This window comes from Streptomyces sp. NPDC058872, assembly GCF_042743065.1.
Classification (GTDB): Bacteria; Actinomycetota; Actinomycetes; order Streptomycetales; family Streptomycetaceae; genus Streptomyces.
This window is the reverse complement of sequence record NZ_JBHYMK010000047.1, coordinates 15,194-41,030: the sequence shown is the minus strand read 5'-3', so window position 1 is coordinate 41,030 and position 25,837 is coordinate 15,194. Positions and strand designations below refer to the sequence as shown.

General features: G+C 71.8%; 31 protein-coding genes and 1 pseudogene. 6 read left to right on the top strand and 26 right to left on the bottom strand.

Going from position 1 to position 25,837, the window contains the following annotated elements; all coding sequences use genetic code 11:
• Nucleotides 1–34 precede the first annotated feature (34 nt).
• The 16 genes and pseudogenes from ACFW22_RS26130 to ACFW22_RS26055 all read right to left on the bottom strand — a co-directional run bounded on the left by ACFW22_RS26130 (nt 35) and on the right by ACFW22_RS26055 (nt 12,468).
• Nucleotides 35–442 (bottom strand): hypothetical protein, encoded by a 408-nt coding sequence (locus ACFW22_RS26130; RefSeq protein WP_386408932.1) that lies wholly within the window; start codon nt 440–442, stop codon nt 35–37.
• A gap of 16 nt (nt 443–458) precedes the next feature.
• Nucleotides 459–1,217 carry a hypothetical protein gene (locus ACFW22_RS26125; RefSeq protein WP_386408996.1) on the bottom strand — a complete coding sequence of 253 codons (759 nt, stop codon included), beginning with the start codon at nt 1,215–1,217 and terminating at the stop codon, nt 459–461.
• Between the two features lie 23 nt (nt 1,218–1,240).
• Complete coding sequence (locus ACFW22_RS26120; RefSeq protein ID WP_386408930.1) at nt 1,241–1,936, bottom strand: hypothetical protein; 696 nt, start codon at nt 1,934–1,936, stop codon at nt 1,241–1,243.
• A 14-nt stretch (nt 1,937–1,950) separates the two neighbouring features.
• Nucleotides 1,951–2,709: a relaxase/mobilization nuclease gene (locus ACFW22_RS26115; RefSeq protein WP_386408928.1), complete on the bottom strand. Its 759-nt coding sequence runs from the start codon at nt 2,707–2,709 to the stop codon at nt 1,951–1,953.
• Between the two features lie 80 nt (nt 2,710–2,789).
• Entirely contained in the window at nt 2,790–3,215 is a 426-nt protein-coding gene (locus ACFW22_RS26110) for a hypothetical protein (RefSeq protein WP_386408926.1), read from the bottom strand.
• A gap of 99 nt (nt 3,216–3,314) precedes the next feature.
• Nucleotides 3,315–3,788, bottom strand: coding sequence for a hypothetical protein (locus ACFW22_RS26105; RefSeq protein WP_386408924.1), 474 nt, complete (start codon nt 3,786–3,788; stop codon nt 3,315–3,317).
• Nucleotides 3,789–4,014: 226 nt separating this feature from the next.
• Nucleotides 4,015–5,814: a hypothetical protein gene (locus ACFW22_RS26100; RefSeq protein ID WP_386408922.1), complete on the bottom strand. Its 1,800-nt coding sequence runs from the start codon at nt 5,812–5,814 to the stop codon at nt 4,015–4,017.
• On the bottom strand, nt 5,811–6,953 hold the full coding sequence (locus ACFW22_RS26095; RefSeq protein WP_386408994.1) for an AAA family ATPase: 1,143 nt from the start codon (nt 6,951–6,953) through the stop codon (nt 5,811–5,813). Before ACFW22_RS26095 ends, ACFW22_RS26100 begins: the two co-directional genes overlap by 4 nt.
• A 194-nt stretch (nt 6,954–7,147) precedes the next feature.
• Entirely contained in the window at nt 7,148–7,369 is a 222-nt protein-coding gene (locus ACFW22_RS26090; protein ID WP_386408992.1) for a hypothetical protein, read from the bottom strand.
• A 283-nt stretch (nt 7,370–7,652) separates the two neighbouring features.
• Nucleotides 7,653–8,261, bottom strand: a complete 609-nt coding sequence (locus ACFW22_RS26085; RefSeq protein ID WP_386409002.1) for a hypothetical protein — start codon at nt 8,259–8,261, stop codon at nt 7,653–7,655.
• Nucleotides 8,262–8,280: 19 nt separating this feature from the next.
• Nucleotides 8,281–8,796, bottom strand: a pseudogene (locus tag ACFW22_RS26080) (MFS transporter); the annotation flags it as partial.
• Nucleotides 8,797–8,943: 147 nt separating this feature from the next.
• Nucleotides 8,944–10,134, bottom strand: a complete 1,191-nt coding sequence (locus tag ACFW22_RS26075; RefSeq protein ID WP_386408920.1) for a hypothetical protein — start codon at nt 10,132–10,134, stop codon at nt 8,944–8,946.
• Nucleotides 10,131–10,589 carry a hypothetical protein gene (locus tag ACFW22_RS26070; RefSeq protein ID WP_386408918.1) on the bottom strand — a complete coding sequence of 153 codons (459 nt, stop codon included), beginning with the start codon at nt 10,587–10,589 and terminating at the stop codon, nt 10,131–10,133. The genes ACFW22_RS26075 and ACFW22_RS26070 overlap by 4 nt, the downstream gene beginning before the upstream one ends.
• A gap of 316 nt (nt 10,590–10,905) precedes the next feature.
• Complete coding sequence (locus tag ACFW22_RS26065) at nt 10,906–11,646, bottom strand: glycosyltransferase family 2 protein (RefSeq protein WP_386408990.1); 741 nt, start codon at nt 11,644–11,646, stop codon at nt 10,906–10,908.
• A 55-nt stretch (nt 11,647–11,701) separates the two neighbouring features.
• Nucleotides 11,702–12,265 carry a hypothetical protein gene (locus tag ACFW22_RS26060; protein ID WP_386408916.1) on the bottom strand — a complete coding sequence of 188 codons (564 nt, stop codon included), beginning with the start codon at nt 12,263–12,265 and terminating at the stop codon, nt 11,702–11,704.
• Between the two features lie 20 nt (nt 12,266–12,285).
• The gene (locus ACFW22_RS26055) at nt 12,286–12,468 is read right to left on the bottom strand and encodes a hypothetical protein (protein WP_386408914.1); all 183 of its coding nucleotides are present in this window, start codon (nt 12,466–12,468) and stop codon (nt 12,286–12,288) included.
• A 25-nt stretch (nt 12,469–12,493) separates the two neighbouring features.
• Here ACFW22_RS26055 and ACFW22_RS26050 point away from each other — a divergent pair, with 25 nt between their 5' ends.
• Nucleotides 12,494–12,712: a hypothetical protein gene (locus ACFW22_RS26050; protein WP_386408912.1), complete on the top strand. Its 219-nt coding sequence runs from the start codon at nt 12,494–12,496 to the stop codon at nt 12,710–12,712.
• 35 nt (nt 12,713–12,747) lie between these two features.
• Here the strand turns inward: ACFW22_RS26050 and ACFW22_RS26045 are convergent, their stop codons facing one another.
• The 3 genes from ACFW22_RS26045 to ACFW22_RS26035 all read right to left on the bottom strand — a co-directional run bounded on the left by ACFW22_RS26045 (nt 12,748) and on the right by ACFW22_RS26035 (nt 14,622).
• On the bottom strand, nt 12,748–13,320 hold the full coding sequence (locus ACFW22_RS26045; RefSeq protein ID WP_386408910.1) for a hypothetical protein: 573 nt from the start codon (nt 13,318–13,320) through the stop codon (nt 12,748–12,750).
• Nucleotides 13,321–13,419: 99 nt separating this feature from the next.
• Nucleotides 13,420–13,824, bottom strand: a complete 405-nt coding sequence (locus ACFW22_RS26040; protein WP_386408908.1) for a hypothetical protein — start codon at nt 13,822–13,824, stop codon at nt 13,420–13,422.
• 309 nt (nt 13,825–14,133) lie between these two features.
• On the bottom strand, nt 14,134–14,622 hold the full coding sequence (locus ACFW22_RS26035) for a hypothetical protein (RefSeq protein ID WP_386408906.1): 489 nt from the start codon (nt 14,620–14,622) through the stop codon (nt 14,134–14,136).
• A gap of 170 nt (nt 14,623–14,792) precedes the next feature.
• On the opposite strand from ACFW22_RS26035, the gene ACFW22_RS26030 reads away from it, so the two are divergent.
• The gene (locus ACFW22_RS26030; protein WP_386408904.1) at nt 14,793–15,173 is read left to right on the top strand and encodes a hypothetical protein; all 381 of its coding nucleotides are present in this window, start codon (nt 14,793–14,795) and stop codon (nt 15,171–15,173) included.
• A gap of 98 nt (nt 15,174–15,271) precedes the next feature.
• Here the strand turns inward: ACFW22_RS26030 and ACFW22_RS26025 are convergent, their stop codons facing one another.
• From ACFW22_RS26025 to ACFW22_RS25995, 7 genes are all read right to left on the bottom strand, one after another.
• The gene (locus ACFW22_RS26025; protein WP_386408902.1) at nt 15,272–16,786 is read right to left on the bottom strand and encodes a VirB4 family type IV secretion system protein; all 1,515 of its coding nucleotides are present in this window, start codon (nt 16,784–16,786) and stop codon (nt 15,272–15,274) included.
• Between the two features lie 28 nt (nt 16,787–16,814).
• Entirely contained in the window at nt 16,815–17,276 is a 462-nt protein-coding gene (locus tag ACFW22_RS26020) for a DUF6238 family protein (protein WP_386408900.1), read from the bottom strand.
• 94 nt (nt 17,277–17,370) lie between these two features.
• Nucleotides 17,371–18,843 (bottom strand): SCO6880 family protein, encoded by a 1,473-nt coding sequence (locus tag ACFW22_RS26015; protein ID WP_386408898.1) that lies wholly within the window; start codon nt 18,841–18,843, stop codon nt 17,371–17,373.
• Between the two features lie 81 nt (nt 18,844–18,924).
• Nucleotides 18,925–20,310 carry an ATP-binding protein gene (locus tag ACFW22_RS26010; RefSeq protein ID WP_386408896.1) on the bottom strand — a complete coding sequence of 462 codons (1,386 nt, stop codon included), beginning with the start codon at nt 20,308–20,310 and terminating at the stop codon, nt 18,925–18,927.
• A gap of 36 nt (nt 20,311–20,346) precedes the next feature.
• Nucleotides 20,347–21,036: a hypothetical protein gene (locus ACFW22_RS26005; RefSeq protein WP_386408894.1), complete on the bottom strand. Its 690-nt coding sequence runs from the start codon at nt 21,034–21,036 to the stop codon at nt 20,347–20,349.
• On the bottom strand, nt 21,036–21,350 hold the full coding sequence (locus ACFW22_RS26000; protein ID WP_386408892.1) for a DUF6112 family protein: 315 nt from the start codon (nt 21,348–21,350) through the stop codon (nt 21,036–21,038). The genes ACFW22_RS26005 and ACFW22_RS26000 overlap by 1 nt, the downstream gene beginning before the upstream one ends.
• 96 nt (nt 21,351–21,446) lie before the next feature.
• Nucleotides 21,447–22,568, bottom strand: a complete 1,122-nt coding sequence (locus tag ACFW22_RS25995) for a C40 family peptidase (protein ID WP_386408890.1) — start codon at nt 22,566–22,568, stop codon at nt 21,447–21,449.
• A gap of 513 nt (nt 22,569–23,081) precedes the next feature.
• Here ACFW22_RS25995 and ACFW22_RS25990 point away from each other — a divergent pair.
• The 4 genes from ACFW22_RS25990 to ACFW22_RS25975 all read left to right on the top strand — a co-directional run bounded on the left by ACFW22_RS25990 (nt 23,082) and on the right by ACFW22_RS25975 (nt 25,824).
• Nucleotides 23,082–23,837, top strand: coding sequence for a DNA-methyltransferase (locus tag ACFW22_RS25990; protein WP_386408888.1), 756 nt, complete (start codon nt 23,082–23,084; stop codon nt 23,835–23,837).
• A 236-nt stretch (nt 23,838–24,073) separates the two neighbouring features.
• The gene (locus ACFW22_RS25985) at nt 24,074–24,631 is read left to right on the top strand and encodes a DUF4913 domain-containing protein (protein WP_386408988.1); all 558 of its coding nucleotides are present in this window, start codon (nt 24,074–24,076) and stop codon (nt 24,629–24,631) included.
• Entirely contained in the window at nt 24,628–25,107 is a 480-nt protein-coding gene (locus tag ACFW22_RS25980; protein ID WP_386408886.1) for a hypothetical protein, read from the top strand. Before ACFW22_RS25985 ends, ACFW22_RS25980 begins: the two co-directional genes overlap by 4 nt.
• Before the next feature lie 18 nt (nt 25,108–25,125).
• Nucleotides 25,126–25,824: a hypothetical protein gene (locus ACFW22_RS25975; protein ID WP_386408884.1), complete on the top strand. Its 699-nt coding sequence runs from the start codon at nt 25,126–25,128 to the stop codon at nt 25,822–25,824.
• Nucleotides 25,825–25,837 lie beyond the last annotated feature (13 nt).

The window sequence follows — 25,837 nt, the reverse complement described above, 5'->3', positions numbered from 1 at the left end:
CGCCCCCAGCGGGGGCCGGGCCGCACGAACGGTCTTACGGGGTGCGCCGGGCTGGTGCGGGGCGCGATGAGGAGGAGGCTGGGGCCGGGTTGCGCGGCGAGGGGTGGGCGGTTCGGGCGCGGGCCTCGTGCGCGGCTTGCTGGAAGGCGGCCTCGTCGAAGACGTCAGGACTGCAGTTGACCTTGTACCCGGACAGGTGCAGGGCCGGGAGGGCGCGGCTCGCCAGGCGCTTCTTCTCGTCCGCGGCGAGGTCGTCGGGCACGGTGTGCCAGATGTAGAGCGGCGCACCGGCGGGGTACTCGTGGCGCTTCAGCCCGAGCTGTTCCAGCAGGTCGTGGAGCGCGGCGGGGGCGCCGGTGCGGGTGTCGGCGTGGATCGTGGTGGTCAACGCCTTGACGTAGAACTCCACGTCCGTGCCGTATTCGTCAGCCAGATTGGCCATGAGCCTCTCTTCGGGGTCAACGGTGGCGGGCGGTCGGCGTCCGGGCGCCGAGCGGGGCGGGGGCCGCGGGCGCCGGGGCTGAGGTGGGCGCGGTCCGGCCGGCCGGGTGCTGGAGCGCTGTGCCGATGCCGAGCGCGTCGAGCTGCGGTCCGATCGCGCGCAGGGCGCGGGCCTGGGCCCGGGTGTCATCCGCGGTGAGCCGGTAGATGCCGCTCTGCGGGTCCTGGATGAATCCGTTCGCTTCCAGGACGGCGCCGGCTCCCTTGCCGACGGGGGCGGTGGCGATGCTGCCGTCGGGCTGCCACGTCAGGACGAGACGGTCTGCTTGGGAGGGCTGCAGACCACCCAGGGCGTTGTCACGGACCTGGGCGAGGGCCTGGTCGTAGCGGACGAGCAGGTCGCCGGCGACCTGTTCGGCGCTCAGGAACGGGTCGTCGGCCAGGGCGATGCCGTTGGGCTCGGGGACGGCGCGGTATGCCTCGTCGGGCAGGGCGCGGGGGGCGACGGCGGCGATCAGGAAGCTGTCGCGCTCGTCGTGCCGTTCGAGGACGACGAGCTGGGCGCCGTCCGGGCGGCTCAGGACGGCTGCCTGCCGCAGCGGGTGCTCGGCGAGGGAGGCGGCGACCAGGTCCAGGTCCCAGATGCGCGCGGCGAGGTCGGCGAGATCGTCCTTGGCGTCCGGCGGGAGGTAGGAGCTGGTCCACGCCTCGGGCAGTTCGCCGGCGAGGACGTCGGCGTACGAGGCGAGGCGCTCGGAGGTGTCGTGGTGGTGCATGGTGTCCTTGGGCGAGGTGAGGGTCAGCGGCGCAGGCTGGCGGCGACCGGGGGCGGCGGGGCCGGAAGCGTGCGCGGCGGGGGCGGGCAGGCGCACACGGCGGAGCGTTCGCGTTCGGTGGCGGGAACCTCTTGGGTGCAGGTGCTGCGGCCGGGATGCGGGGCGTGCCGGTCGGCGAGCGCGTTGCGGGTGTGGGAGAGGTCGCTGCGGATGACGCCGAGGTGCTCGTCGGCGAGGTAGCGCAGCCGCCTGGCGATGTAGGGGTCGGACGCTTCGCCGAGTCCGTCGTGGAAGTCGGCCACGCTGGTGAGCACTTCGTACAGGGCGGCGAGGATGCCGTCGTGGGCGGCGGTCAGCTCGGTCAGGGCGTCGGCCGCCTCTTCCGTGGTGACGGCTTGCCGGATCCGCTCGGCGAGATAGGCCACGGAGGAGCCCAGTGGCGGATAACTGGCGGGACGTGAGTCGGTGTCGAAGTCCTCATGGCAGTCGACGTGGTAACCGGCGGCTCGTAGTCGGGCGACGGCTGCGGTGGCGAGGCGGCTCTCGTCTGGATCGGCCAGACCGGTGGGGGCTCGGTGGTAGGTCTCGTGGAGACGGACGACGGCGACGAATCCGGCGCGCTGGAGGATGCAGTGCGCCTCGGGGTCCCCACCGCGGGCGAGAACCTCGCCGGAGTGCGGGTCGCGGCGGATGGACAGGAACCGGTCGGCCAGGGGCAATAGGGACCTTTCTCTTACAGGGCTCGGTGGGCGGGGCGCTGGACGGCGGAGGGTGCGGTGGCGACCCGGGTCTGGAACAGGTGGCCGGCGGTAGCGTCCAGGTCCTGCTGGATGGTGTGCAGGCGACGCGCGATCAGCTCCAGGCGGTGCGCGGTGTCGCCGCCGGCGGCGCCGGACTGGGATGAGAGCCGGTGCGCGACGTGCTCGACGAGTCCGCGGACCGCCGCCAGGGGGCCGGCGGGCTCGTCGGCGATCTGCGCGAGCACGTTCGCGAGCTGACCCGACGCCGTCGGTGCGAGCCCGGAGCCGGCCCGCGCGGACGGTGTGGCGCGTACTGGGATCAGCTGCAGGTCCTCCTCGATGCGGCGGGCTTCTGCCGCGAGGCGCCGCAGGACGTCGGTGGGCGGCGCGTGCCACGCACCGTCGAGGTGGATCAGGTTGGCGATCAGGTCCAGGCGCCGGGGCTGGGCCTGGAGGGCGATCCACCGGCAGCCGTGCTTCTTGCCGGGAATCTCGATCCCGGCGGCGCGGGCGAGCCGGTGGGCGACTTCGGCCCACTCGGGGCCGGTCAGATTCCGGTCGTCGGGATGCAGCCGGGCATCGAGGTGGAGGATCGCGCGCCGGTCGTCGTTGGGACTGACAGCGAACAAGTGCTCCAGGTAGGGGTCTTCGAGGTGCGTGGCCCACTGGATGGAGCTCCAGGTCGTGTGCTCGTCGCCGAACGCGGAGTCGTCCAGGCCCGGCCAGTGGGCGACGACCGTGCGCTTACTCAAGCCCTCGCCCGGGGCCGGGTGCCCGAGTGCCTCGGCGAGCGGGCCGCACGGGGTGTGGGTCCGCTTGTGCAGGCGGGGGATCACTGGCCGGTCCGGGCGTCGTCCACGTGGACCAGCTGGCCCACGGCGTTGGTGGTGTACCAGCCGCAGTCGATCAGGGCGTCCTCGCCGGGGTACTTCGGCAGCAGGGCGTCCTCCATGGCCCGCAGGTGGATCAGGCAGTCCGGGCAGCGGCGCGAGAGGTGCACGAGGTACCGGGGGTGGGCGGTGAGGTAGGACTGCTGCCCGCCGGTCGCATCGCGCAGGCGCCAGCCGTCCTCGTCGGTCGGCAGGTGCCAGGACGGCGCGACCACTCGCATCGCGTCGCCCCACAGTTCGCCGCCGGCCACCCCCTTGAGGACGACGACGGTGTCACCGGCCTGGAAGTGCTGGTGGGTGATGTCCCGGTTCGGGGTGAGCGGGTCGGGGGTGAGCGCGACCACGGGGTCGGGCGGGAGCTGGGACATGCGGTTCCTTCCACGTGGGGCGGATGCGGTGGGAGGAACAATGGTCCGCAGGATCGCCGGTTTGGCTAACCGGCGATCGTCGGTTATGTTGCCCCGCCGTCAGCGGAACGGGTTCTCCGTCCCGCGGTCGTCCTCACCGGCGGCTTCGAGGAGTTCCAGCAGGTCAGAGCCCTCCGCGTCGCGCTGGTCGATCCACCACCCGGCGCGTGTGATCAAGCGGGCCTTGTCTTCCAGCTCCGCCCAGTCCGCCTCGTCCCACGCCCCCTCGACGACCAGGGCGGTGTGCGCGGACACCATCAGCTGATGGCGGGATCGCTCACCCCAGCCCAGAGCCTTCTGCGATCCCTCCAGCTCCGGCATGTCGAACTGCTTCGCCCACGCGGCGGCGGCCTCCTGCTCCGCGGCCCGCCTGGCTGCGAGCCACTCCTCCTTGGACTCCGTATCGGCGTCGCGGGCCGCCTTCCAGCAGTCGGTGCAGTCCCGGCCGGCGAGCCAGCGGGCAAATCCGGCCCGCCGGTCGGCGGGCCGGTCGGCCAGGTCATGGATCACCTGGTGGGAGCACGCGTGCTCCACAGTCCACTCCGTACGGACCCCCGGGGAAGTCCGCTTGACGGGGTTTGCGTTCGAGGTCGGGTTGCTGGTCTGGTGCGTCAAGTCGAGTGTCTTTCGTTGGCGATTGGGGTGGTGGCCTGCGTCGTCGCGGTGGGTCGTGCATCGGATGCACGGTTCATGCGGTGGACGGAGGTGGTCTGGAGCGCTGGGCGGTGGTCTCGGGGACGCTTCCGCCTTCTGCGTTGTCTCAGCGTGTCCTGCGGATGGCGTCGGTGGCCGCCGTGGCGATGGCAGCGGGTGCGCTGGCCGGCCGGGGTAGGTGGAGCAGGGTGGTCCCCGGCAGGTGGAGGGATGTCTTGTTGAGGGTGAGCTGGAGTACGGCGCAGCCGGCGGTCGTGAGCTGCTTGATGCGGGTGACGGCCTGAGTGGTTTCGTCGGGGGTGTAGTGGGCGTCGGTGACGATCACGAGGAGGCGGCCGGCGCCGGGGCGGCTGAGTTCGAGGCCGTGGTCGAGTGCGTCGATGGCGTCGCCGAGGTTGTGGCTGCCGCCGTTGGCTTTGAACGTCGTCACGTGTTCTGGTGCCCGGTGGGTGGGCCGGGTCAGTGCGGTCAGATCGTGGTCGTAGGCGATGGTGGCGGTGCGGGAGTCGGGGTCGGTCAGGGCTGCTGCGCGGGCCACGATCCAGGCAGCGGAGGCGACGGGTCCGCAGGCGGCGCGCATGGAGCCGGAGACGTCGACGGCGATGCCCACGCGCAGGGGCGGGGTGGGGGAGTTGCGGCGGCGGGTGTGGGTGAACGGTTCTGCGGTGGGGATCGAGCCGGCGGCGCGCTGGGCGTCGCGGGCGAGGGCCTGGCGCATGTTGAGGCGGCCGGGCGGGGTGGGGCTGGTGGTCCGCTCCTCGGTGCGTTCGCGGTAGGCGGCGGCGCGAAGGGCGCGGCTCAGGCGCGCGGCGGCGCTCTGCTCGGCGGCGGTGGGCCGGCGGGTTCCGGTGACGGGGTTGCTGTAGGGGGCCGGTGTGCCGTCGGGGTTGACGGTGGAGCCGCGGGGGTTGAAGACCGACTTGGCGGTGGCGGCGGCCTTGCGCCGCTGGCCGGCCTGCTGGGCGCGGTCCTTGGCCTGTGCCCTGGACCGCGCGGCCACGGCGTTGTTCGCGGCTGCGTGTGCCGTGAGGTCGGCGGCGTCGTTGGCGGCCATGTTGTCCATGACGACCGTCACGGCGCCGGACAGCAGATCGGTGAGGTTTTCCGGCACGGGCTGGGCGGGGGCTGCGGTGTCCAGGGCGTCGCACCAGTCCTGGGCGTGCGCGAGCATGGTCGTGGCGTCGTGGTCGGCGCACTGGTGGGCTGCGGACCAGATGCGGGTGAGGGTGGACAGCAGGTCGGCGCCCAGGACCTTTTCGCACAGATCGGCGACGGCCCGGGTCTCGCCGGCGTCCAGGATGCCGGCGTCCCGGCGGCCGAGGATCAGGGCCGCGATGCCGGCGGCGTGCTCGATGCCCTGGAGGGTGGGGTGGGCGATGTCGGGCATGACCAGGGTTCGGGCACTGGTGCGCAGGTACGTGCGGTCGGTGGGCCGCCTGGTCAGGTGTGCGCCTTCGACGCGGCTCTCCTCCAGCAGGAGCGCGGCCTCGACGACACGGGGGTCCGCTCCGGCAGGCGCCGTCCAGACGGAGTGGGCCGCGTGCGCGGCCTCGTGGACGAACACGCCCCAGGCGGCCGGGTAACGCTCCTCGTCGCCCACGATCCGCGGATGGATCTCGTGGGGCTTCAGCGGGGCGAACAGGCCGGCGTCGAACTCGACCTCGCCCAGCGTGGGGTAGAACGCGGCAGGTGCGCCGCTGCGCGTGCCGGGGCGGCAGGTGACGAGGAGGTCGTTGCGGCCGGAGAGGGCGACCAGCCGGTCGCCGAGTTCGGCTCCCACGCGCAGCCACGCGGACGGGGAGGAACGAGGCTGTGCGGGTGGGGCGCCGTCGTCGTCCCATCGCGCGAGGTCGGCGTCGTCCTCCGGCGTAGTGGCGGGGGACTGCACGTGGTGGTGGGCGCTCATCGCGCACGTCCCCGGTACGCGGAGACGGCGCTGCCTGGGGGCTTTCGGACGGCCGAGGCGGTGAGCTGCTTGCCGAGGGTGAGAGGCGCGATCGTCTTGACGCCGACAGCCTTGATGACGGCTTCGGCGACGGCGTCGCGATCCTCCACCGGAGCGATGCCGACCAGGTTCGCGAGCGCGGCTTTCGTGCCGAGGACGACTTCGGTCTTCTGGTAGCTGAGCAGCTCCCGCAGCTGGGGGGCCCAGCCCAACTCGCCGAGTTCGACCTGGCGGGCGAGGTGTCGGGCGACCCGGACCACCCGGGCATCGATCCGCAGCGCCAGGGCGAGGTCGTAGTCCGTGCCGATCTGGATCTGCACGCTGAACCGGCTCGCGAGAGCCTCCGTCAACACCGCCCCGTGGACGCCGGGATTGTGGCCCGCCACCACGTAGAAGCCCGGCTCGGCCTTGATGGTCTCGCCCTTGTGGGCCTTGACCTGGATCTGCCGGCGCCCGTCCATCGCGGGATACAGCGCCGCCAACACCTTCGGTGAGATCAGGGTGGCATCGTCGATCAGCAGGGCGCGGCCCTCGGTCATCGCGGTGACCAGCGGACCGTACTGGAAGACGTAGCCTCCGCCGTCGGCCTGCGTGTACTCGCCGATCAGGTCGCCGACCGTGGTGTCGCCGTCACCGGCGACGGTGAGCAGGTCCGGGAACGCCGCCTCCACCAGCGACGTCTTGCCGGTGCCCGGAGGGCCGTAGAGCAGGACCGGCACGTCGGCGTCGCGCAGGCGATTCAACGCCTCGACGTCGGGCAGATCGGCCAGCTCCCTCGGGTGGTAGAGCTGGCCTCCCGCGCGGCGGATCGGGCCGGTGTGCCTGGGCGTGGCTGCTGCGGGAATGGTCGTGCGGGCCGTGGCCGCCTGGGCGCGGGGAGCGTGGGTGCCCGGTGGGCTGATTACAGCGGTCTGCGCGGCTGCGGTGGTCTTCGCGTTCGCACGGAACTGCGGTTGTCCGGTTCCGCTTTGGTCGGCCTCGCCGCGTCGCACCAGGGTGAGGGCGGCGTTGCGGACGGCGCCATGGGAGTGGCCTAGTTGCCTGGCCATGTCCCCGATGGTGAGCTTGTCCACCGGCCGGTCGGCCAGCAGCCGGGCCACCTTCGCCCTCAGTTCGCCGCCCTTGGTCCGCGCTGGACTGGTAGGCGCTCCGGGTGTGGTCAAAACGAGGTCCCTTCAACAGGTATGGGTGCGGGCGGGGTTGGCGATGCGCTGGAGGGGCTGGCCGCTCTGGGAGCGGATCACGGACTGCGCCGACACCGGAGACCGGGCCAACCGGGGCGTGCTGGCGGCGCTCACCGGCCGACCGAGGGCTCGGTGCAGGTGCAGGGGATGGCCGGCGACGGGCAGCTCGCCGCCTGCCGAGCAGGCCCGTGCGCCTGCTCCGTACCGGGTTCCGTCGCGTGGCAGGCGCAGCCTGGCGCTTCTTCGAAGCCGTCCTGGAGCAGGATCCGCCGGGCGGCGGCGTTGTAGCCGGTGGTGGTGATCTCGCCGGTGATGGCGTGCCGGATCGTCATGAACGGCTCTGCTGGTACTTCGGGCAAGGCGGATCTCCTATCGGTGGTGGCGGGAAAACGGTGGGGTGTTGGGCGAAGGCGAGAGCCCGCAGGTTTCAGCGCATCAACGGCGCGCGGCTGGGGACTACGAACGATGGGCGATGACTGCCGAGCTGCTCCAGGGCGGGCCTCACCGCCCCGCAGCCGCTTGACTCGCCTTTCCGCACGTTCTGATGGCCGGGTGTACCAACAGCGGCCATAGATAGATCTCCGCAAGACGGTTGGAAAATGGGGGTGCCCTGGATCAGGGCGTCTTGTGCCGGCCCCCGGGCGGGCGGCGGTGTCGCCCGCGGCGGACCTGGCAGTCGGCGGCGCCGAGGCGTCGGCGTGCGGCGAGCAGGACGACGAGCGCGAAGGCCGCGCCGGCGGCGGGGAGCGCTGCGGTGGCCAGGGGCTGCTCGGAGAGGCGTCCAGCCAGAGCGGTGCCCATCGACTGCCCCGCGCCGATCGACAGGATCAGCCACGCGTACGCCTCACTGGTCCGGCCCGCGGGCGTCAGGGCGTCGGTGGTCACGTAGGCGCACGCGACCACGACGGTCAGGAACACACCGGGCACGGCGACCGCGGCGGTGGCCGCGTACGGGCCCGGCAGGGCAACGAGGGGAAGCCAGCCGGCCAGGAAGAACGTTCCGCCGCCGATCAGCCGATCCGTGGTGGTGCTTCTCCAGCGGCGGCGTCCGTAGAGGAGGCCACCGAGGAAGCTGCCGGTCGAGAACGCGGCGGGCAGGATCCCGGAGAGCAGCTCCTGCTCGTGGTGCTTGGCCATGGTGATCGCCCACACGTTCATGGCCCCGATCGCGAACCCGATCCCGGCGAGGGAGGCGAACAGCAGCAGCAGGCCGGGGCTGGCCAACCGGCGTGGCATCCCGGCTGGTGCCTGTGCGGACGGTGTCGGGCGCCAGCGCCGCGAAGGCGACGACGGTGGTGCCGAAAAGGCCGAGGGCGGCGGTGACGGCGAGTGCGACGGCGGGGTTGTACGCGGAGGCGAGCGCGGCGACGAGCAGGGGGCCGGCGATGTACAGCAGGCCCTGCGTGCCGGTGTCGAGGGCGAGGGCGGCGTGCCGCAGCCGGTGGTCGGGCAGCACGCTCGGCCACAGTGCCCGGAGCCCTGCCTCCAAAGCGGGCGTGGTCAGGCCGCTGGCGACGACGATGGCGGTGGCCAGGCCCGGTCCGCCGTACGGTCCGGCCAGGGGAAGCGCCACCAGGAGGGCGGAGTTGAGCAGGGAGGCCGGAAGATGCACCGCCATCTGGCCGTGGCGGTCCATGAGGCGTCCCTTGACCGGCTGGGCCAGCGCGGACGACAGCCCGTACAGGGCGCTGAGCAGCCCGCCGAAGGCGATGCTGCCGCCGCTGGTGGTGGCCCACAGGACGATGGCGACGGGCGCCATGCCGTTGGGGAGGCGGCCGACGAGGGTGCCGCCGAGCAGGCGGGCGACGTACGGGCTGCCCAGCACCGCGCCGTAGGTGATGCGCGGTGCTGGGGCCGGGGGTGCGGTCAGGGACAAGAAGGGCTTTCTCTCGAAGGAGGCGCCGCCTCAGCGGTGGCGGGCGGCCGTGCTGGTGCGAGGCGGCGGAGTGGGCGGTGTGGTGCCCACGGCAGGGCCGGGGCGCAAGCGCGGCGCGGGTGTGCGGTGCGGCGGCAGGACGGCGACGGTCGCGCCGAGGTCCTCGGCCGCCTCCTCGACTTCGCGGGTCAGGAACTCGATCTGCCGGCCGAGCGCGGAGAGCCGGACGGCGACCTGCCGGCCCTGGACGGTCTCCAGCGCACCGGCGAACTGGGCGCCGGTTTGCAGGAGTTCCTGGAGGCGGACCATCGGGCCTGCGTCGTGGCCGCGCTGGGTGGCGCTGAGCAGCGCGTTGGATGCGTCACCGGCGTGCTGGGACTCGATGACGCTTTGGATGAGTTCCTGCAGCGACACCTCGGGCGCGGGCTCGGCCCGGTTGAACTCCGAGAAGTCGGCCCGCAGGACACCGGGCGGGACTGGGGCGGGCAGCACCTGGCCGGCTTCGTATTCGTGGGTGTAGTGGCCGATCACCTGCCAGCCCGGTGCGTCCGGGTCGCCTCTGAGCGCGACCACCGTCGAGTCGTCCTCCTCGACCAGGTAGGCGAGGGTGATCGGCTGCCCGTCCGCGGCGTACCAGGATTCGGTGAGCTCCAGCTCGCCCCGCCTCTGCGCGGCCCGGGCCCGTTCGGTCCACATCTGCTGCTCGTCGACGGTCAGCGGGGCCTTGTGCTGCTGGCGCTGGTCGAGGTCGGCGAGGTGGCTGGCGATGAAGCCGTGGTCCGCCCAGATGGTGAGGTGCGGCCACAGGGGCCTGTGCTGGGCGCGTTCGCCCGCGGGGCCGGGCGCGGTCGGCCGGTCGAGCATTCGGCGGATCGCTGCGGTGGAGGAGGCCAGAGCGTCCAGCATGGTCCGCCACCCCTCCAGGTGTCGGGCGGGCGGCAACTCATCGAGCGCATGACGGGCGGTATCGAGCAGGGCGTCGGCGCACGGCGCGAGATACGTGGTGTACGCCTCCACGGCCGCCCTGTCTCGGTGGGCACGTACCTGTGCCGCGGCGTCTGGGTGGACGATGCGGCCATAGCGGTCGCGGGTCATGTCCAGCGCGGTCTGGGCCTCGCGGTCGACGATCGCCATCCGCAGTCGGAAGTTGCGGGCCCGATCGGTGAGGTCGAGCGCTGTCGGCGGAGAGTCGGCCGGGGCCGGGTTGCCTTTAGGGGTCATCGGACTCTTCCGCCTCCTGCGGCTGTCAGGTGGACGGTGGGCGCGTAGGTGGGCCTCGGCGGGATCGGCCGGGTGGCCGGCGGGGAGGTGGTGGGTGGAGCGGCGCGCTGCGTGGTTCGGCCGGCGGCGGCCTGCGCGAGCCGGCTGCGCCGCTCCTGCAGCCCGTTCGGGCGGACCGGGCGCGGCGGGCCGGCCGATGCGGCGGGGTCGAGAGCGATGTCGGCGTGCACCGTGTAGCGCTGGCGCCGCAGGTCGTGGACGGCTTGACGGGTACGCCGTGGGCCGTCGCGATCAGGCTCGACGAGCCGGTACAGCCGGGACTTCCCCGGGACGGGCTCGAACTGCTCTCGCTCCAGGAGCCAGTGGGCGAGGTGTGCGGGCATGGAGGTGGTGAAGGAGGCGACGAAGCCGTGGTCCTTGTGGGTGCCGAAGGCGAAGTGGGTGCCGGGTTGCAAAGGGGCGGGATTCTCCTTACGGGTCGGTGGCGGGGCTGATCAGCGGCTGCCACATGGCGGACGGGCCGCAGCGCGCGGCGACAGCCGGTGGCGGCGGGGCGCGGGCAGACTCCGGCCGGCATGGCGGAGGGGGCAGGTAGGCCCCTTCGGTGGATGAGGGCGACGGCGGCCTTGTCGGCGCCGGCCGACAGCTGGCCGACGCCGCTTGTCGGCCGCAGGAAGTCCGTCCCCACACGGCGGAGCGCCCGGGCGCTGCTCGCCCGTGGCGATGTCGGCGACGCCCGTACCTCGCCTGGGAGGCGGGGCACCCGGTGCGTCAGCCGTGGGCCAGATCCGCGTGGCTGTGCAGGACGGACCGCAGGTTGTGGCCGTACTGCCAGGCGTGACTGCGCGCCGACATCTCCAGCTGGTCGTACTCGCGCTGGGCCGTCATCTGCCCGTCCCACTTGCGGTACCGGTAGACGGGGACGGGCAGCAGGACTCCGGGTGCGAGATTCGAGGTGCCGACGGCCGCCATGTAGTCCTCGCCCTGGACGAGTCCGCCCATGCCGCCGGCCGCGCGTACGAGGCGGGTGCGGGCGAGGATCGTGGTCGGCCCGATCGGGATGGTGTCCTCGGGGCGAGGCCAGTAGGTGATCACGTCGCCGGCGGCGTGGTAGCCGGGTGGGGTGGGGCACTTCCACAGGCGGGTCGTACCGTCCGGGAGCCAGTCCTCGCTGTATCCCGCGACCCACCCGAGCTGGTCGGTGAAGGTTTCCAGCCGCAGGCCCAGGCTCCAGTCGGGGAAGATGTCGTCGTCATCGGCCCAGTTCACGAACTCCGTACGGACCTGGGTCAGGCCGAGGTTGCGGGCGCAGGCGGCACCGACCGGACGCGGTAGTACGAGGGGCCGGACGCGCGGGTCGGCGGCAAGCGACCCGGGGAGCAGTTGCGGGTCGGCGCCGTCGAGGACGAGGACGGCTTCCCACGGCACGGTCTGCCGGGCGAGGCTCGCGTGCATCTCCTCCAGGTAGGGCAGGCGCTCGGGGCGGAGCTGGGTGGCGATGACGACGGTGATCTGCGGGACGGACAGCGAAGGACTCCTGTGTTCGGGGTGAGACGGGGCGGGGCGGTCAGAGGCGGGCGGTCGTACGGGACGTTCCGGGCCTCGCAGGAAGGGGGGAGGCCGTGGACGGCGCCCGGGAGCGGGCCGGCGTGACGGTGGGCCAGGAGGCCGGGTTGCCGAAGTCGGTGAGAGGGTCGGCATCCCAGCTGACGACGGGGCCGGCAACGGCGTAGTTCGTGGGGAACACCTCGACGCCGGAAGGGCGCAGGACGTATCCCCACTCCACGTCCATGTTGGCGACGGTGGACTCGGTGACCGTCATGCGAGTCGGCGGCGAACCGTCCAGGGTCATCAGGTTGTCCAGGGTGCGGCTGGGCCAGGCATCTCCGCCGGTAAGAGCGGCGACGATCCCGGGCGGTGCGCCGTCGAGGAGATCGCTGCCCAGTTCCTCCCAGCCGATGGCGACGTCGTCCACGAGGTGCCGGGTCATCGCCTCCAGATCACGGCCGAAGCGGTACTGAAAGGCGGTGATCAGCAGGGGGAGCTTCGAAGCAGGCATGCCGTCGAAGCTCACGTACACCCCGGTGTACCCGGTGGTGGTGGGGCGGGCGATGAAGGAACGGGTGGTCAAGGACAACTCTCCGGGAGAGGTCAGCGGCTGAGGGAGGTGCCGGGCTTCGGTGAGCCGGGCGGTGCCGGTGGGAGGGAGGTGGTGATGTGCCCGTGGCGACGCCACAGCTCCTGCCACCACGGCATGGCCGCGTAGCGGTGGTCAGGAAGGAGCGCGAGCGAAGCCGTGCGGGCGTCCGTGGCGTTCTTCTCGTCAGCGGCCACGGCTCCTCCTGCGGGACGCCGGCCGGTGTCGCAGAGGCGTTCGGCGAGCGAGATCCCGTTGCGACGCCGGGACCTGGCTGAGGTCGAGTTCGTGCTCGTCGTGGGCGACGGTGAGGTCCTGTTCCCTCTGGGCTTCACGGTCGGCGGCCAGTGCCATGAGGTCGTCGTACTCGGCTTGCTGCTGCTGGCACTCGGCCCAGTCGGCGTCGCTGAAATGAGCGGGGCGGTTCAAAACATTCCTTGATAGCGGGAGGGGTTGGGGCTGTTGGCGGGTGTGGGTCAGCGGTGGCGACCGCCCGGCTTGGGCGGTGGGGGCGCCGGCGGTCCTTCTTGAGGGGTGAGCGTCGCGAGGAAGCGTTGAAAGCCGAGGTGGTCGTCGAGTTCCTCGACTGCGTGGTGAAGGGACTCCGAGGCGCGCCGCAGGTATGCGCGGGCGGAGGCGTGGTTGATGACCATGCGGTTGGTGCGGGAGTCCCGGTCGGCCAGGGCGGTGGTCTGGGGCAAGCCCAGGGCTTCCTCCGCGGTCTCGGTGAAGCGCGGTACGGCATGGCTCGACATGGTTGCCGCGATGCTGAGACGTTTCAGCACCGCGCTGCCGGCGCGCGTGGTGTGGTGGGGGCTCTGGGCAAAGCCAGCGGTGAGCTGGAGGACTTCGCGGGAGAGGTCTTGTGCACCGATGGCGTGCTGGAGCAGCACGGTGTAGGACGGTGTGTCCGGTATGCGTCCGGTCTCATCCAGCAACTTCCATTGCTGGGAGGCATCGTGCAGCTTGTCCCTGATGGTGTTCAGCGCGCCGACCAGATGCAGGGCTGCGTCGCTCGGCATCAGGTCGCGATAGAAGTCGGGTTTCACGGGAATCGTGCTCCTTAGCTGGTCCATGCCCGGAGCAGGTGGTCGTCCAAGTCAGCGCGTGCGAAGGACATGGGCTCCTCGCGGTGCGGCGAGGGGGTGCTATCTGCCGCGCGCCGCGCGGGCAGGCGGCGTGATCGTGGGCGTCGAGGGGGGCGTGTTTCGTGGCCGGGGTGCCTGTCGGGAAGTGATCTTGGCGGCTGTGACCTCGCGGTAGGCGTCGATGGTTTCTTTGAGCCGGACGACGGCATCGGCTCGGCGCGCGGCGAGGATGTCAACCTGTGTGCCGCTGTTTTGCAGGACGCCGAGGTAGTTGATCGATCTGGTCCCGGAGGCGGCGCGCGTCAGAACGGAGGCCGCGTGCTTTGCGGCGTCGGTGAACTGCTCGTGCACGTGGTCCAAGTGGCGCGTGGCTATGTGCAGGAGGTCGGCGAGGACCCGCTCGGGGCCGTCGTCGTGGAGACGGCTGAGGGTGTGAGCCGAGGTGCCGAGGGTTTCGTGCACCATCTGGGATCCGGGACCGGCAGTGGGCGGAGGGCTGGCTGGGTTTTCCATGGGGTGTCCGGAGAGGGTTGGAGAAAGGGCACGCCGGAAGTTGCGGCTTGCGGTGCGATGGCTCCGAAGAGCCGGTGGGGGATGGCGCTGAACTCGGCGGGTGTCTCCGTCTTGGCCAGCACCGTGAGGTACGGACTCAGGTCGGGGAGAGGCGACGGCTCGTCCGGGAGCCGGTACGCGGCCAGGAAGAGTTCGGCGTCCCGGCGGGCGTAGTGGTGAGCGGCGGGTGCCGCACCGTCGTCGTGCAGCCCGAACCAGGTATCACTGGTGGTCACCGCGCTGGGGCCGGTTCTCGTCGACATCGAGTTCTCCGTGGCCGGCGAAATCCGCGGTGTGCTTGGTGACGAGAAAGTACAGGGCTATGGCACCGACGAGGAGGAGGGGCGCGCAGGCGGACAGGCATATGGCTGCCGGGCCTTGCGGGACCCCAAGGCCGCCGGAGACGAGGACCGCGACGACGCGCACGGCGATGACGAGGGTCAGCAGCGGCCAGAAGCCGTCCCCCTTGAACGGGATGGAGCGCAGCCCGATGACGGCGGCGACGGTCAGGGCGATCAGCCCGTCGACGGCCGCCAGAAACAGCAGGGAGACAAGCGGGGGAAGTACGGGGTCCTTGAACTTGGGTAGGAAGTCGAAGGCGGCCATCAAACCGAGCGCGATGAGCCCGGCGATTTTGATGTGCTCCCATGAAGAAGTCTGGCGCCTGGAGCAGGGCGAGGCCGAGGTCGGGGGGACTGCTGAAGTGGGCATGCGATGCCTCCGAGAGGGTTTTCGGGTGTGCGGCGTTGAACCGAGCGACTGAGAACGATGGACGAGCTGACCAGAGGCGTTGGTGCTGGTCTGCGTCCTCGCGGGGGGTTTGCTGCGGCAGGAGGCGCCACGGGGTGAGCCGGCGTGGCTGTGGCGCTGGTCGAAGGCGCGTGCGAGAGCTGCGCGGCGTGGTCACGCAGATGCTGGGCTGCCGTGCGCAGGGCGTTGCCGGTGTGGTCGAGATGCTCTTGGAGGACGCGCCGGACGTCATCCGGCGCGGGGGTGCGCTGGGCGGAGGAGTGCCGGATGTTCTCGTGGAGGAAGCCGAGTCGCTCGACTACCTGGCCGAGATGGGCGAGGGCGGCGCCGAGGGGGACCGCGCATCGGGTGAGGGCGGCGGTGCCGGAGCGTTCGGCGTGACCGTGCGCCGACGGTATCTCGGCTTCGTGCCGGTTGCTGGTCGTCAGCTCCTCGCTGGTCTCGATCAGGTAGTGGGCGATGTCGACGACCATGCTTTCGACGGCCGGACTGATGTCGTCGCCCCGACGTAGGTGCTCGGCTTCGGGGAGGTCGTTGAGCGTCCGGTCAACACTTCGCGCGAGCCGGAGAAAGTAGACGGGGTGGCTGATATCGGGCACGGATGGGTCCTTCAGTGCATGCGGGCGTCGGTGTCGAAGAGCGCCAGCTCGTGGCCGTGCAGAAGATGTTGAACGATGAATGATCGTCCGGCGACCTTCCACAGGCCCCGGCCGCGGTTGAGGTGTGCGATGGCGTCCATCTCGACCGAGGTGAGGCCGAGGAGGGAGGCCGCGGCCTGGAGCTGGTCGTTCTCCTGGCGGTAGATGATGCGGGTGGAGCAGTCGGCGAGGAGGCCCTCGGCGAGAGCACGGCCCTGTGATCCGGCGTCGCCGGCGGTGAGCAGGTCGGACAGGCGGTGGATCACCAGGAGGTTGGCGATGCCGAGTCCGCGGGACAGCTTCCACTGGGCCTGCATGCGTTGCAGCAGGCCGACGTGCCGCATCAGGCGCCATGCCTCGTCGTACACGATCCAGCGCCTGCCTCCGTTCGGGTCGGAGAGGGCGGATTCCATCCAGGCGGAGGCGCAGGTCATCGCCAGGACGAGGGCGGTGTCGTCTCCGGAGCCGCCGAGCCGGGAGAGGTCGATGGTGAGCATCGGCGCGTTCGGGTCGAAGGCGACGGTGGAGGGGGCGTCGAACATCCCGGCGAGGTCACCGTGGACCAGGCGCCGCATTGCGTGGGCCAGGTCACGGGCGGCGTCCCCGAGCTGCCCGGACATGATTCCGGCGGCTTCGTCGAGCGCGCTCGGGTTGTTGAGGGCGGCGGCGACGTCACCGAGGAGCGGGGTGCGGCCGGTGGCGGCGGCGTGGCTGACGACGGCGTCCAGGGCGATGTCCAGGGCGGTGTGCTCCATGGGCATCAGGTCCCGGCCCAGGACGGTCCGGGCGAGGGAGCCGAGCAGGAGCAGGCGCCGCTTGCGGATCTCGCCGACCCAGTCGGCCTCCGAGACGCTCGCCGGACGCGGGGCCGCGTCCAGCGGGTTCAGCCGGCCGGGCAGCCCGGGCCCGAGGGCCACGGACCGTCCGCCGAGGGCCTCGGCCACCGGTGTCCACTCGCCCTTCGGATCACACGGCACGTAGACGCGGTATCCGAAGGCGATCGAACGCAGCGCGAAGGACTTCGCCAGCGCGCTCTTGCCCTGGCCGATGACGCCGACCAGGAGGATGTTGGGGTTGGTGAAGCCCTCGACCTTGCCGTACAGGGCGAATGGGTCGAAGACGAAGGACGCCTCGGCGTGGACGTCGCGCCCGATGTAGATGCCTTCCGCGCCGAGGCCGCCTTCGGCGAGGAACGGATACGCGCCGGCGGCCACGGCGGTGGTCATGCGGTGAGCGGGGAGTTTGAGCCGGTTGTGGCGGGCGGAGGCGGAGCCGGGGCGTCCGCTCGGAGGGTAGAGCGGTGCCGGTATGTCGTGTTCGGCCGTCGTGGTCTCGGCCTGGTGGGCGCTGGCTTCCGCGCGGGCCTTGGCGGCGGCTTCGGCGAGCTGACGGCGAGCGGTCTTTCGGCTGGCCCGGTCGGTGCCGTGGGGGGTGAACAGCGGGCTGGCGGAGGCGCGGCGGGCGCGGCGTGCGGGCCGGTGACTCATCGGAGGCCCTCGTTTCTGCGGGTCGTGCTCATCGCGCGCAGGCCGTGGTGTGCGCGCGGAGGTCGGTGGGGGTGGTCTTGCGCCGGATGACGTGGCCGGCGGCGAGGTGGCGCTGGCAGATGGTCAGCATGGGTGGCCCCTCGGGCAGCCGCTCCGGACGGCATGCGCTCGCCTCGGTGCCCGCCGTCGTGCTGCTGGGCAGCAGGTGGAAGGCGGCGTGGACTTCGCTGGCGGCCTGCCACAGGTGGGTGTGAGCGGTGGCCAGGCGGCGGCCGGCTGCGGGGTGCGGTGGCCGGGTGGTCTCGGCGAGGCGGTCGAGGAGCTGGTGCACGGTGGTGAGGTGGGCGTGGAGCACGTCGAGGTGCAGGCGGTCCGCCGGCGGGGGCGGGCCCGTGTCCGACGGTGTCAGCGCGCGGGTGTGGTGGCGTACTCCGGCGTTCGCGGCGCGGAGATAGGGGTGGGCGTCGGCCGGGTGGGCGGGGGAGGTCAAAGGTGGTGGTCCTTCCTGCTGGAAGGCAGGGGTGGCGACGGGGGTTCCGCCGCAGACGATTGGAGGGGGCCAGCAGGACCGGGGCGGGCCTGGGTCACAGGGCGGTCCGGGCGAGCGGGAGCGCGCTGAGGGCGAAGGCGTCCGGCTGCTGGTAGTTGAGCCTTCGCAGGTCGACGCCCGAGGTGACGGCGTGGGTTTCGATCTGCGCGCAGGCGGCATCCAGGAGGGCGTCGGTCTCGGCGGTGACGGTGATCAGGCCGGTCAGGGCCACGTCGGCGTGTCCGGCGATGAGCTGGCGTTCGCGGGTTTTGACGTCGGCGTACTCGACGGAGTCTTCCTCGCTGTCGACCTGTCCCCGGCGGGAGCGTTCGTTGGCGTCGGCGATGATCGCGGCCTTCTTCCGCTGGACGTCCCGCAGGGCGGACTCGAGCCCCTGCGGTACGTAGACGAGGGAGAGACTGCGTCGCACGCCGGCCGTGAACATCAGCCCGTGCAGGAATCCGGCGCCGATCTCGGTGCGCGGCCAGTTCTCCACCCAGTACGTCGCATGCCGTGCGCTGTCGGTGGCGATGCGGTCGTACTCCTCGACCTGGACGACGGGCCCGGCGGCGGCCGGGTCGGCCTCGGCGCGGCCGGTCTCGGACCACTGCTGGAGTGCGCCGAGGGCCTTGGGGTCGTAGGCGGTGCGGATGACGGCGGCGATCTCGCGCGAGCTGAGCCATCCGGTGACCTGGAGGCCGGCGTTGCGGGCGGCCTGGGCGATGGAGGCGGTGGTCTGTTCCATGACGGTGAACGCTCCGGGCAAGCCTCCGCCGGCCTGAGCGATGAGCCGCTTGGCGGCCTTGAGGTCGAGGGAGATGGCGAGGTAGGTCTCGTGCGGGGCGGCGGCGGGGCCGGCGGAGGCGACCAGCTCGGAGTAGATCTGGCCGGCGACCGGGGCCTGGGGCTGTCCGTTGTGGGTCCAGTGGCGGGTGAGGGTGTCCCCGCTGTCGGGAACGGTGCGTTCCAGGACCTGCACGGTGGCGAGGTGCCCGCTGCGGGCGATGCTCGCCAGCGCGCGTCCCCAGCTGGCCACGTTGTGGTTCTGGGTGGCGGGGTCGAGGAGGACGAAGGCGCGAGAGGTGACGCGGGCGATGGCGGTCAGCGTCTGCTGGTGGGGGTCGTGCACGGCCGCGGCGCCGTTGGCGGAGTCGCCGGGGGTGACCACCTTCAGCGAGGCTGCGCTGCCGGGCAGGTGCAGAACGCCGTCCTGCCGGGGGCGGGTGACGGGACGGGCGAGCCAGAGTGTCTGGCCGGTGCGGCGGCGGTGGGCGTGGCGAGCGACGATCGGCATCCAGTCGATGAGGGAGCGGCCGTTGCGGCGGATCGCGACGAGCGCGGCCGACGTCGCCCACAGAGGGGCCAGGGCGACGGCGCCGAGCAGCCCGGTGGCCACCACCGTCACCAGCAGCAGGGCCAGGGAGGCGGAGACGAGGACGAGTTGGGGCAGGGAGAGGCCGAGGAGGATGCCGCGGCGGGAGCGGTGCGGGAACTTCACCGTGACCGGGGCGATGGCGAGATCAGTCAAGGGGCGGGTCCTGGGGACGCGGGCGGAACCCGGGGGCGGGAGGTGGCGTGCACGTCCCGCCCCCGGTAGTCGGGCAGGGAATCAGAAGCCGGCCGGCGGCGGCGCAGGCGAGGCCGGTTGGCCGAAGGCGGCGCTCTGCGAGCCGGAGGACGGCGGCGCGCCCTGCGGCGGTGGGGTCGTCATCGGCGGAGTGGACTGCCATCCCCCGCCCTGGCCGGCCGCGGGGCGCGTTCCGGAACCATTCGGCTGCGGACTGCCGCCCACCTGGCCGCTGGTGTCGGCGGACACGCTCGTCGGCGCGGGCTGCACGGCCTTTTCCAGACCGGACTTGACGGCATCACCACCGGGCGAGACGCCCGCCCCGCCGCTCTGCGAACTCTGCGAACCTTCCTTGCTGTTTCCGCCCCCGCCGCTCGGGTGGGAGGCGATGTCGCCGGGGAAGCCGCCACCGGCCGCGGACGGACCCTGCGGGGCGGCGCTCGCTCCGGCTGCCGCGCCACCGGTTCCGGCGGTGGCCGCCGCTGCTGTGGCCTTGCGGGCTGTCTTCTCGGCGTGAGCCTTGGCGATCTGCGCTCCGGCGCCGCCGGCCCGGTGGATGGACTCGCCGTCCGTGCCGTCGGCCGCCCAGTGCACGAACTTGAAGACGGCGTACGGGCACAGCAGCACGAGCACCATGATGACGACGCCGGCCAGGACATCGGCGAGGGCGGCCACGCCGTCGTCGGCCTCGGTCCGCCCCATGGCGCCGATGCCGAGCACGAAGATCACGGTCATCAGCAGCTTGCTGACCACGAGGGTGGCGGTGGCCTCGATCCAGCCCCGGCGCCAGCGCCGTGCGACCTCCCAGCCGCCGCCGGCGGACGCGAAGATCGCCAGCGTGACCATGACGAGGATGCCGACCTTGCGGACCATCATCACGCACCAGTACAGGACCGCGCCGATCGCGGCGCCGAGGCCGGCGACGACCGGCACGAGCCAGCCGAGCCCTGCCAGGGCGCCGATCTGGTTGACCTTCACAATGCGGCGTACGGCCGATTCGATGTCCAGGTGCGCGGCCTTGAACAGCCCGTCACTGATGGCGTCGACCACTTCGACGGCAACGGTGGTGAAGGCGATGGCGCAGAACGCGAACAGCACGCCCGACGCGGTGCCGGTGAACGCCTGGGCGAGGGCTTGTCCGTCCCGGCGGACGGCGGCGCGGACGAGCTGCGCGCAGAACGTCGCGACCAGCAGGACCAGGCCCAGCGGCAGCAGCGTCTCGTAGTTGTCGCGGAACCATCCGGCGTTCAGGTCCACCCGGGTGGTGGTGTCGACGGCCTCGGCGGCCAGGTCGGCCGAAGCGGCGGCCAGCTCGCCTGCCGACTTCGCCATCCAGTCGCCGATGGCCTTGCCGGGGTTGGAGGCGAAGTCCACCGCGTCGCCGACGGCGCACAGCTTGTCCGCCAGGGGGAAGTCACAAAAACCCACGAGGAGTTGCTCCTCCTTTCTTGTGTCAGGCGCGGGTCACTGCGTGACGCTCGGAGCGATGGCGGCAAGAGCACAGTCGCGGCTGGGGCGGCACTGCACTGCGAGGGTCACGGCACGTGCCTCGGCGCCGGCGCCGCCCTTCTTCCAGGCGATCTGCTGCTTGCCGTTGACGGTGACGACGTAGATGTACGCCTTCGTGATCGCGGAGGGATCTTCGGACAGGGCCTGCTTGAACGCGCCGGGGTAGTGGCCTTCGAGGACCGTGCCGGTGGCGTGCTGGTCTTGGTCGGCCATTCGTGACCACAGCACCGGATCGGGCACCTGCCCGACGACGGAGGCCCAGTCGGCGTACGTGGTCTCGCTGGTCATCCACGCCCGCATCCCGGCGAGCTGCTGGTCGCGGCTGGTGGTGCGGGTGTCGTAGGACCACAGCATCTGGGCCGCGGCCTTGGCGTAGGCCACCGGCTCGGCGATCCGCGGCGGATCAGGCACGGACCCGGACCCCGCGGCGGGCTTCGGGGCGGCCTCGGAGGACGTGCTCGGCGCCGGGGCCGGAGCGGCGGCGTCCGGGGCCTGATGGCCGTTGCTGCCGCCTGAGATCCAGGCGACGGCCGCGGCGATGGCCAGCAGGACAGCGACGACGGAGGCGACGATCGCGATGCGCCGGTTGGCGGACCAGCCGGCGCCGTACGAGGACGGCGGCGAGGTGGAGAAGGGTTTCTGCATCACTGGACCTGCGAGCCGAGGGTCGAGAAGAACGCGACGATTCCGTTGGCGGCGCCGAGGCCGAGGGCGGCGCCGGCCGCGACGACCGCGCCCTTCTTGCCGTTGGCCTCGGCCTGGTGGCCACCGGTGTGGTGGCCCCAGGCCCACACGCCGAGCGAGACGGCGAGGGCACCGACGACGGCGATGATCCCGAACATGTTGATCGAGTTGACGACGTTCTTCAGCACGGAGAGTCCGGGCAGGCCGCCGCCCTTGGGCGAAATCCCTGGGTCGAAGGCGAGCTGGAGGACGTGGTCTGCGAGAGGGAGGGGCATGGGTGTGGCGGGGCTCCTTGCGTGCGCGGGCCGAGCGGCCCCGGGCGGAGATGAAGAGAAAGAGAGGGGTGCGCGAGCGGCGCGAGAAGGGGGGCGTCAGAGGACGCGGCGGGCGGCGAGGACGTCCCAGTCCTTGAGCGGCGTGATCCGGACCGGCTTGCCGGTGCGCGGGGCCTCGATCACGAGTCCCTCGCCCATGTACATGCCGACGTGTTCCGGGCGGGCCGCGGTACCGCGGCTGAAGATCAGATCGCCGGGCTTGAGCGCCTTGACGGAGACAGCCTTGCCTTCGTGGATCTGCGTGTACGTGGTGCGAGTGAGCTGGATGCCGGCCTTGGCGTATGCCTGCTGCATCAGTGAGCTGCAGTCGCAGCGGCCCATCGGGTCGGGGCCGTGCGGGGCCGTGCACGAGCCGGCCCACTGGTACATCGTGCCGAGCTGGTGCATCGCCCAGACGATCGCTGTGCGGGCGCGCGGGTCGGTGTCCTTCGGGATCGAGTAGCCCTTCGGGACGGCGCCTTCGGGGATCGGCCCGTACTGGGATCCGTCCTGCGTGCTGCAGCCCGAGGGGGCGGTGTCGCCAGTGTCCTTGTTGGGGCTGTCGGGGCTGTCGGGGCTGCCGGGGAAGGTGGCGGCGATGGCCTTCTGCAGGGCGGTTGCCAGCGGCTCCCACTGCGCGTACGCGTCGGGGAAGCCGGACTTCTGGACGGCTTGGGCGGCCTGGGTGACGGTCATCTGCTGCCAGCCGTCCACCGCGAGAAGAGCCTTGTAGAAGCGTTCGCTCGCGTAGAGCGGGTCACGGATCTGCTGGGCGGTGCCCCAGCCCTGGGAAGGGCGCTGCTGGAACAGGCCGAGCGAGTCGCGGTCGCCGTAGTTGAGGTTGCGCAGCCGTGACTCCTGCATCGCCGTGGCGAGCGCGATGATCTGCCCCTTCTTCGGGACGTCGAGGCTGATGCCGGTGGCGACGATCGTCGCCGCGTGGGGGATCTGCTCGGTCGGCAGGTCCAGGCCCTCGACGCGGACATCCTCGCCGGAGGCCCCGTTGAGGATCTTGGTGACCTGGTCGGCGACCTTGCCGGTGTCGATGCCGGCAAGGCAGTCGTTGAAGGAGCCGGTGGTCTGTGCGGCTTCGGAGGAGGCGGCCAGCGTCATGCCGGTGCCGGCGATCAGGAGCGGGGAGAGGAAGACGACGCCGATGCCGGCGGCGAGCGCCTTCAACGGGAACGGACGGCTCGGGTGTCAGCGGTTTCGGGCAGGGGTGGGTAGCGAGACGTCATGGACGTGTCCTTCGGGGTGCGGTGTCCGGCGTGCCGCGTGCGCGAGGCGTGTCGGAAGGGCGCGGCGGCCGGGGTGGGCGATCGGTACGGGCCGGCGGGGCGAGTTGCCGCTCGCTCCGCGCGGCCGGGCCGTGAACTAGGTGTGCCGGGGCAGGGGGAAACCTCCGTGAGGAACGGTGGGGGAGTAGCCAGCGGCGGTGTGTGCCGGGCGGTTCAAAAACAGTAGGCGCGGATTGGCGGCTGACCAAAAAGTGGTGCGGAAGGTGCCGGAATCCGGCACCCCGCAGCCCACTTCTTGGTCGTCGGCGTTTTCGCCTCTACAGTTTTTGGACTCCCCTCGCCCCCCTCGGTCTGCGGCCCTGGGCTTCTGTATGCCCCACTTCGGCCCGCGAGGACTCCTTTCGCGCGACGGGAAGTTCCCTCCGTTTTTCCATACCCGAATTGGGGTTTCTCTTTGCCTTTTTCCCTGCACCACGGTGATGCCCTCAACGTCCTTGCCGGTCTGCCGGACGACTGCGTCGACTCCGTCATCACCGACCCGCCGTACAACAGCGGCGGAAGGACCGCGAAGGAGCGCACCACCCGCTCCGCCAAGGCGAAGTACACCTCCGCCGAGTCGAAGAACGATCTCGCCGACTTCACCGGGGAGAACATGGATCAGCGCAGCTACGGCTTCTGGCTGACGCAGATCATGACCGAAGCCCACCGCGCGGCGAAGGACGGCGGCACCGCGCTGCTGTTCACCGACTGGCGCCAGCTCCCCGTCACCACGGACGCGATCCAGGCGGCCGGCTGGCTGTGGCGAGGCGTGCTGGCCTGGCACAAGCCGCAGGCCAGGCCGCAAAAGGGCCGGTTCACGCAGAACTGTGAATTCATCGTCTGGGCCAGCAAGGGGGCGATCGACGGCTCCCGCAACCCCGTCTACCTGCCCGGCCTGTACAGCGCCTCGCAGCCCTCGGGCTCGAAGCGCCGGCACATCACCCAGAAGCCCGTCTCTGTGATGCGCGAGCTGGTCAAGATCGCCCCGCCGGGCGGCACGGTGCTCGACTTCTGTGCCGGCTCCGGCTCCACCGGGGTCGCCGCCCTGCTGGAAGGCCGCGACTTCATCGGCGTGGAGAAGACCGCGCACTATGCGTCGATCGCGTCCGACCGGCTCACCGAGACGCTCCGCGAGACCCTCACCCAGGACGACGTGGTCCTCGCCGTGTAGGGCGCCAACTGCGCTGCCTTCGGCGGCAATCAGCACCCCTTTTCTCCGTCTCTTGCGGCTTCACGCCGGAGCGTGTTCGTCATCCGCCGGCCGGTCTGTGTTCCGCCACCTGTGTCTCGTAGGAGGCCGTACTTTTCATGCCTGAATCCACAGAGCCCGCGGACGGCGGGAAGCCGGAGCCGGTTCGCATTTCAGACCCGCAGCTGGAGAGCGTCGAGGCGAGCGTGAGGCGGCTCATGGAGCAGTCGGCGCAGCAGGCCCGACAGCTCGACCACCTCGCCTCCGCTCCGGCCCCGACCCCGGACCGCTCGCCGTTCGCCGCGTTCGGCATGCCCGGGTTCGGCGGGCCGCCTTCCGCAGCGCCGCCGGAGCCCCGCCCGATTCTGGAACTCGCGGGGGAGGAGCGCGAAGACGAGCTGGACGCCCTGTCGGACTGGGTGGACGACTTCTTCCTCCCGGTCTACGGGTCGGAGGTCACCACCGCGGCACCCTGGTGCCTGCAGTGGCAGGAGCACGACGACGTCGTGGCCTGGCTGCACGCCCTGTGGCTCGCCTACCAGCAGCACAAGGAACCCGACGCCGGCCTCGCCGGGATGTTCGTGTGGCACCGGGACTTCCTCACCCACGCCATCGCGGCGATCCGCGCACCCGGCGGCCCGCTGTCGGCCTGCATGACCTCTCCCGACCGGCCCGCGCACCGCCTGCTGCCCGGCCCGCCGCCGTCCGCCCGTACGGAATCGGCGAGCGCAGCGCAGCCCGCCGGTTCCGCGGAGCCGGACGAGTCGGCGTCATGAGCGCGGGGCAGCCGGCCTTCGGCCTCAGCTTCGACCCCCGTGCCCTGACCGACCTGCTGCAGGCACCCGGCGATATCCGCGATCTCACCCTGGCTTACCTGCAGGAAGTCGTCAACGCCGAGCGCTTCGGGTTGCGCCTGACCGGCGACCTGGAGGGCTACCGCAAGCTGTTCGTGGACGCCCGCAAGGAATGGCGCGTCGTCTACGGCCTGCGCCCGGCGCCCGCGGAGTCCACACACCAGCGGGAGATCCACGTCGTCGCGGTCCGGCCACGCGCGGGCAACGACGTCTACGACGAGGTCGGCCGCCGCCTGGGGATGAACCGCCGGCCCATGAGCGCCCGCACCCACGCGGCCCGCTCCCGCTCCCCGCAGCTGACCACCCGCGCTCCCGTCCCCCGGCCCGGTCCGCCGCTCTCCGCCATGCCGGGCCTGCCCCGCCCCGCGCAGAATCCCGCGCACCATCACACCCGCTGAACCCGTGGAGCGTCGCCTATGACCCCTGAACCCGCGCCGGCAGCAGCCCGGCGCGCGGTCTCCCCGCTCGACCACCGCATCGAAGCCGCCACCGGCCATGACATCGACACGCTGTGGGCCTACCGCGACCGCGGCGTCCTCGACCCACCGCACACCCGTCTGGTCGACGAGCACCGCGAGCTGGCCAAGGCCCAGACCGGCGTCACCTTCCACCTGAAGCTCCTCAACCGCCTGACCAGCGGCGAGTTCCCCGTCGATGCCGCCTGGTTCGAGCGCGTCGACCGCACCGTGGACCAGATGGAGGAGGCCGCCGATGCACGTGACGCCGCCGCCCGCAAGGTGCTCGCGGCCCTGGAACCCATCGAGGCCGCCACAGCAGCACCCCTCCAGAGCGAAGGCACGCTCACGACCGAAGACCAGGCAGCACTGCTCGCCATCGCCGGCGGAGCCAAGCTCTACGAACACCTGCTGACCGGCCGGCTGTCGGTGACCGTCGCCTCCGGCACCCGCATCCCCTACGCCGAGGTGCGCAAGCTGGAGGACGCCGGCCTGGTCGTCCGGGATACCGGCCACCCCTTGCACGCCGGCCAGCCGGTCGCTCTGACCGACGCGGGCCGCGCCGCGCTGCTCGCCGCCCGACGGCCGCCCACCACGCAGGTGCCGAAACCCCCGGCCCTGCCTGGGGCATGGCCGTCCGCCCCGCCGCAGCGGCGCTGACTCCCACCGAAAG

Bases quoted from the DNA above. Each gene is read 5' to 3' on its own strand.
- ACFW22_RS26130 (WP_386408932.1), bottom strand. From the start codon at position 442: ATGGCCAATCTGGCTGACGAATACGGCACGGACGTGGAGTTCTACGTC.
- ACFW22_RS26125 (WP_386408996.1), bottom strand. From the start codon at position 1,217: ATGCACCACCACGACACCTCCGAGCGCCTCGCCTCGTACGCCGACGTC.
- ACFW22_RS26110 (WP_386408926.1), bottom strand. From the start codon at position 3,215: ATGTCCCAGCTCCCGCCCGACCCCGTGGTCGCGCTCACCCCCGACCCG.
- ACFW22_RS26100 (WP_386408922.1), bottom strand. From the start codon at position 5,814: ATGAGCGCCCACCACCACGTGCAGTCCCCCGCCACTACGCCGGAGGAC.
- ACFW22_RS26090 (WP_386408992.1), bottom strand. From the start codon at position 7,369: ATGACGATCCGGCACGCCATCACCGGCGAGATCACCACCACCGGCTAC.
- ACFW22_RS26075 (WP_386408920.1), bottom strand. From the start codon at position 10,134: ATGACCCCTAAAGGCAACCCGGCCCCGGCCGACTCTCCGCCGACAGCG.
- ACFW22_RS26040 (WP_386408908.1), bottom strand. From the start codon at position 13,824: ATGGTGCACGAAACCCTCGGCACCTCGGCTCACACCCTCAGCCGTCTC.
- ACFW22_RS26035 (WP_386408906.1), bottom strand. From the start codon at position 14,622: ATGCCCACTTCAGCAGTCCCCCCGACCTCGGCCTCGCCCTGCTCCAGG.
- ACFW22_RS26025 (WP_386408902.1), bottom strand. From the start codon at position 16,786: ATGAGTCACCGGCCCGCACGCCGCGCCCGCCGCGCCTCCGCCAGCCCG.
- ACFW22_RS26005 (WP_386408894.1), bottom strand. From the start codon at position 21,036: ATGCAGAAACCCTTCTCCACCTCGCCGCCGTCCTCGTACGGCGCCGGC.
- ACFW22_RS26000 (WP_386408892.1), bottom strand. From the start codon at position 21,350: ATGCCCCTCCCTCTCGCAGACCACGTCCTCCAGCTCGCCTTCGACCCA.
- ACFW22_RS25985 (WP_386408988.1), top strand. From the start codon at position 24,074: ATGGAGCAGTCGGCGCAGCAGGCCCGACAGCTCGACCACCTCGCCTCC.
- ACFW22_RS25980 (WP_386408886.1), top strand. From the start codon at position 24,628: ATGAGCGCGGGGCAGCCGGCCTTCGGCCTCAGCTTCGACCCCCGTGCC.
- ACFW22_RS25975 (WP_386408884.1), top strand. From the start codon at position 25,126: ATGACCCCTGAACCCGCGCCGGCAGCAGCCCGGCGCGCGGTCTCCCCG.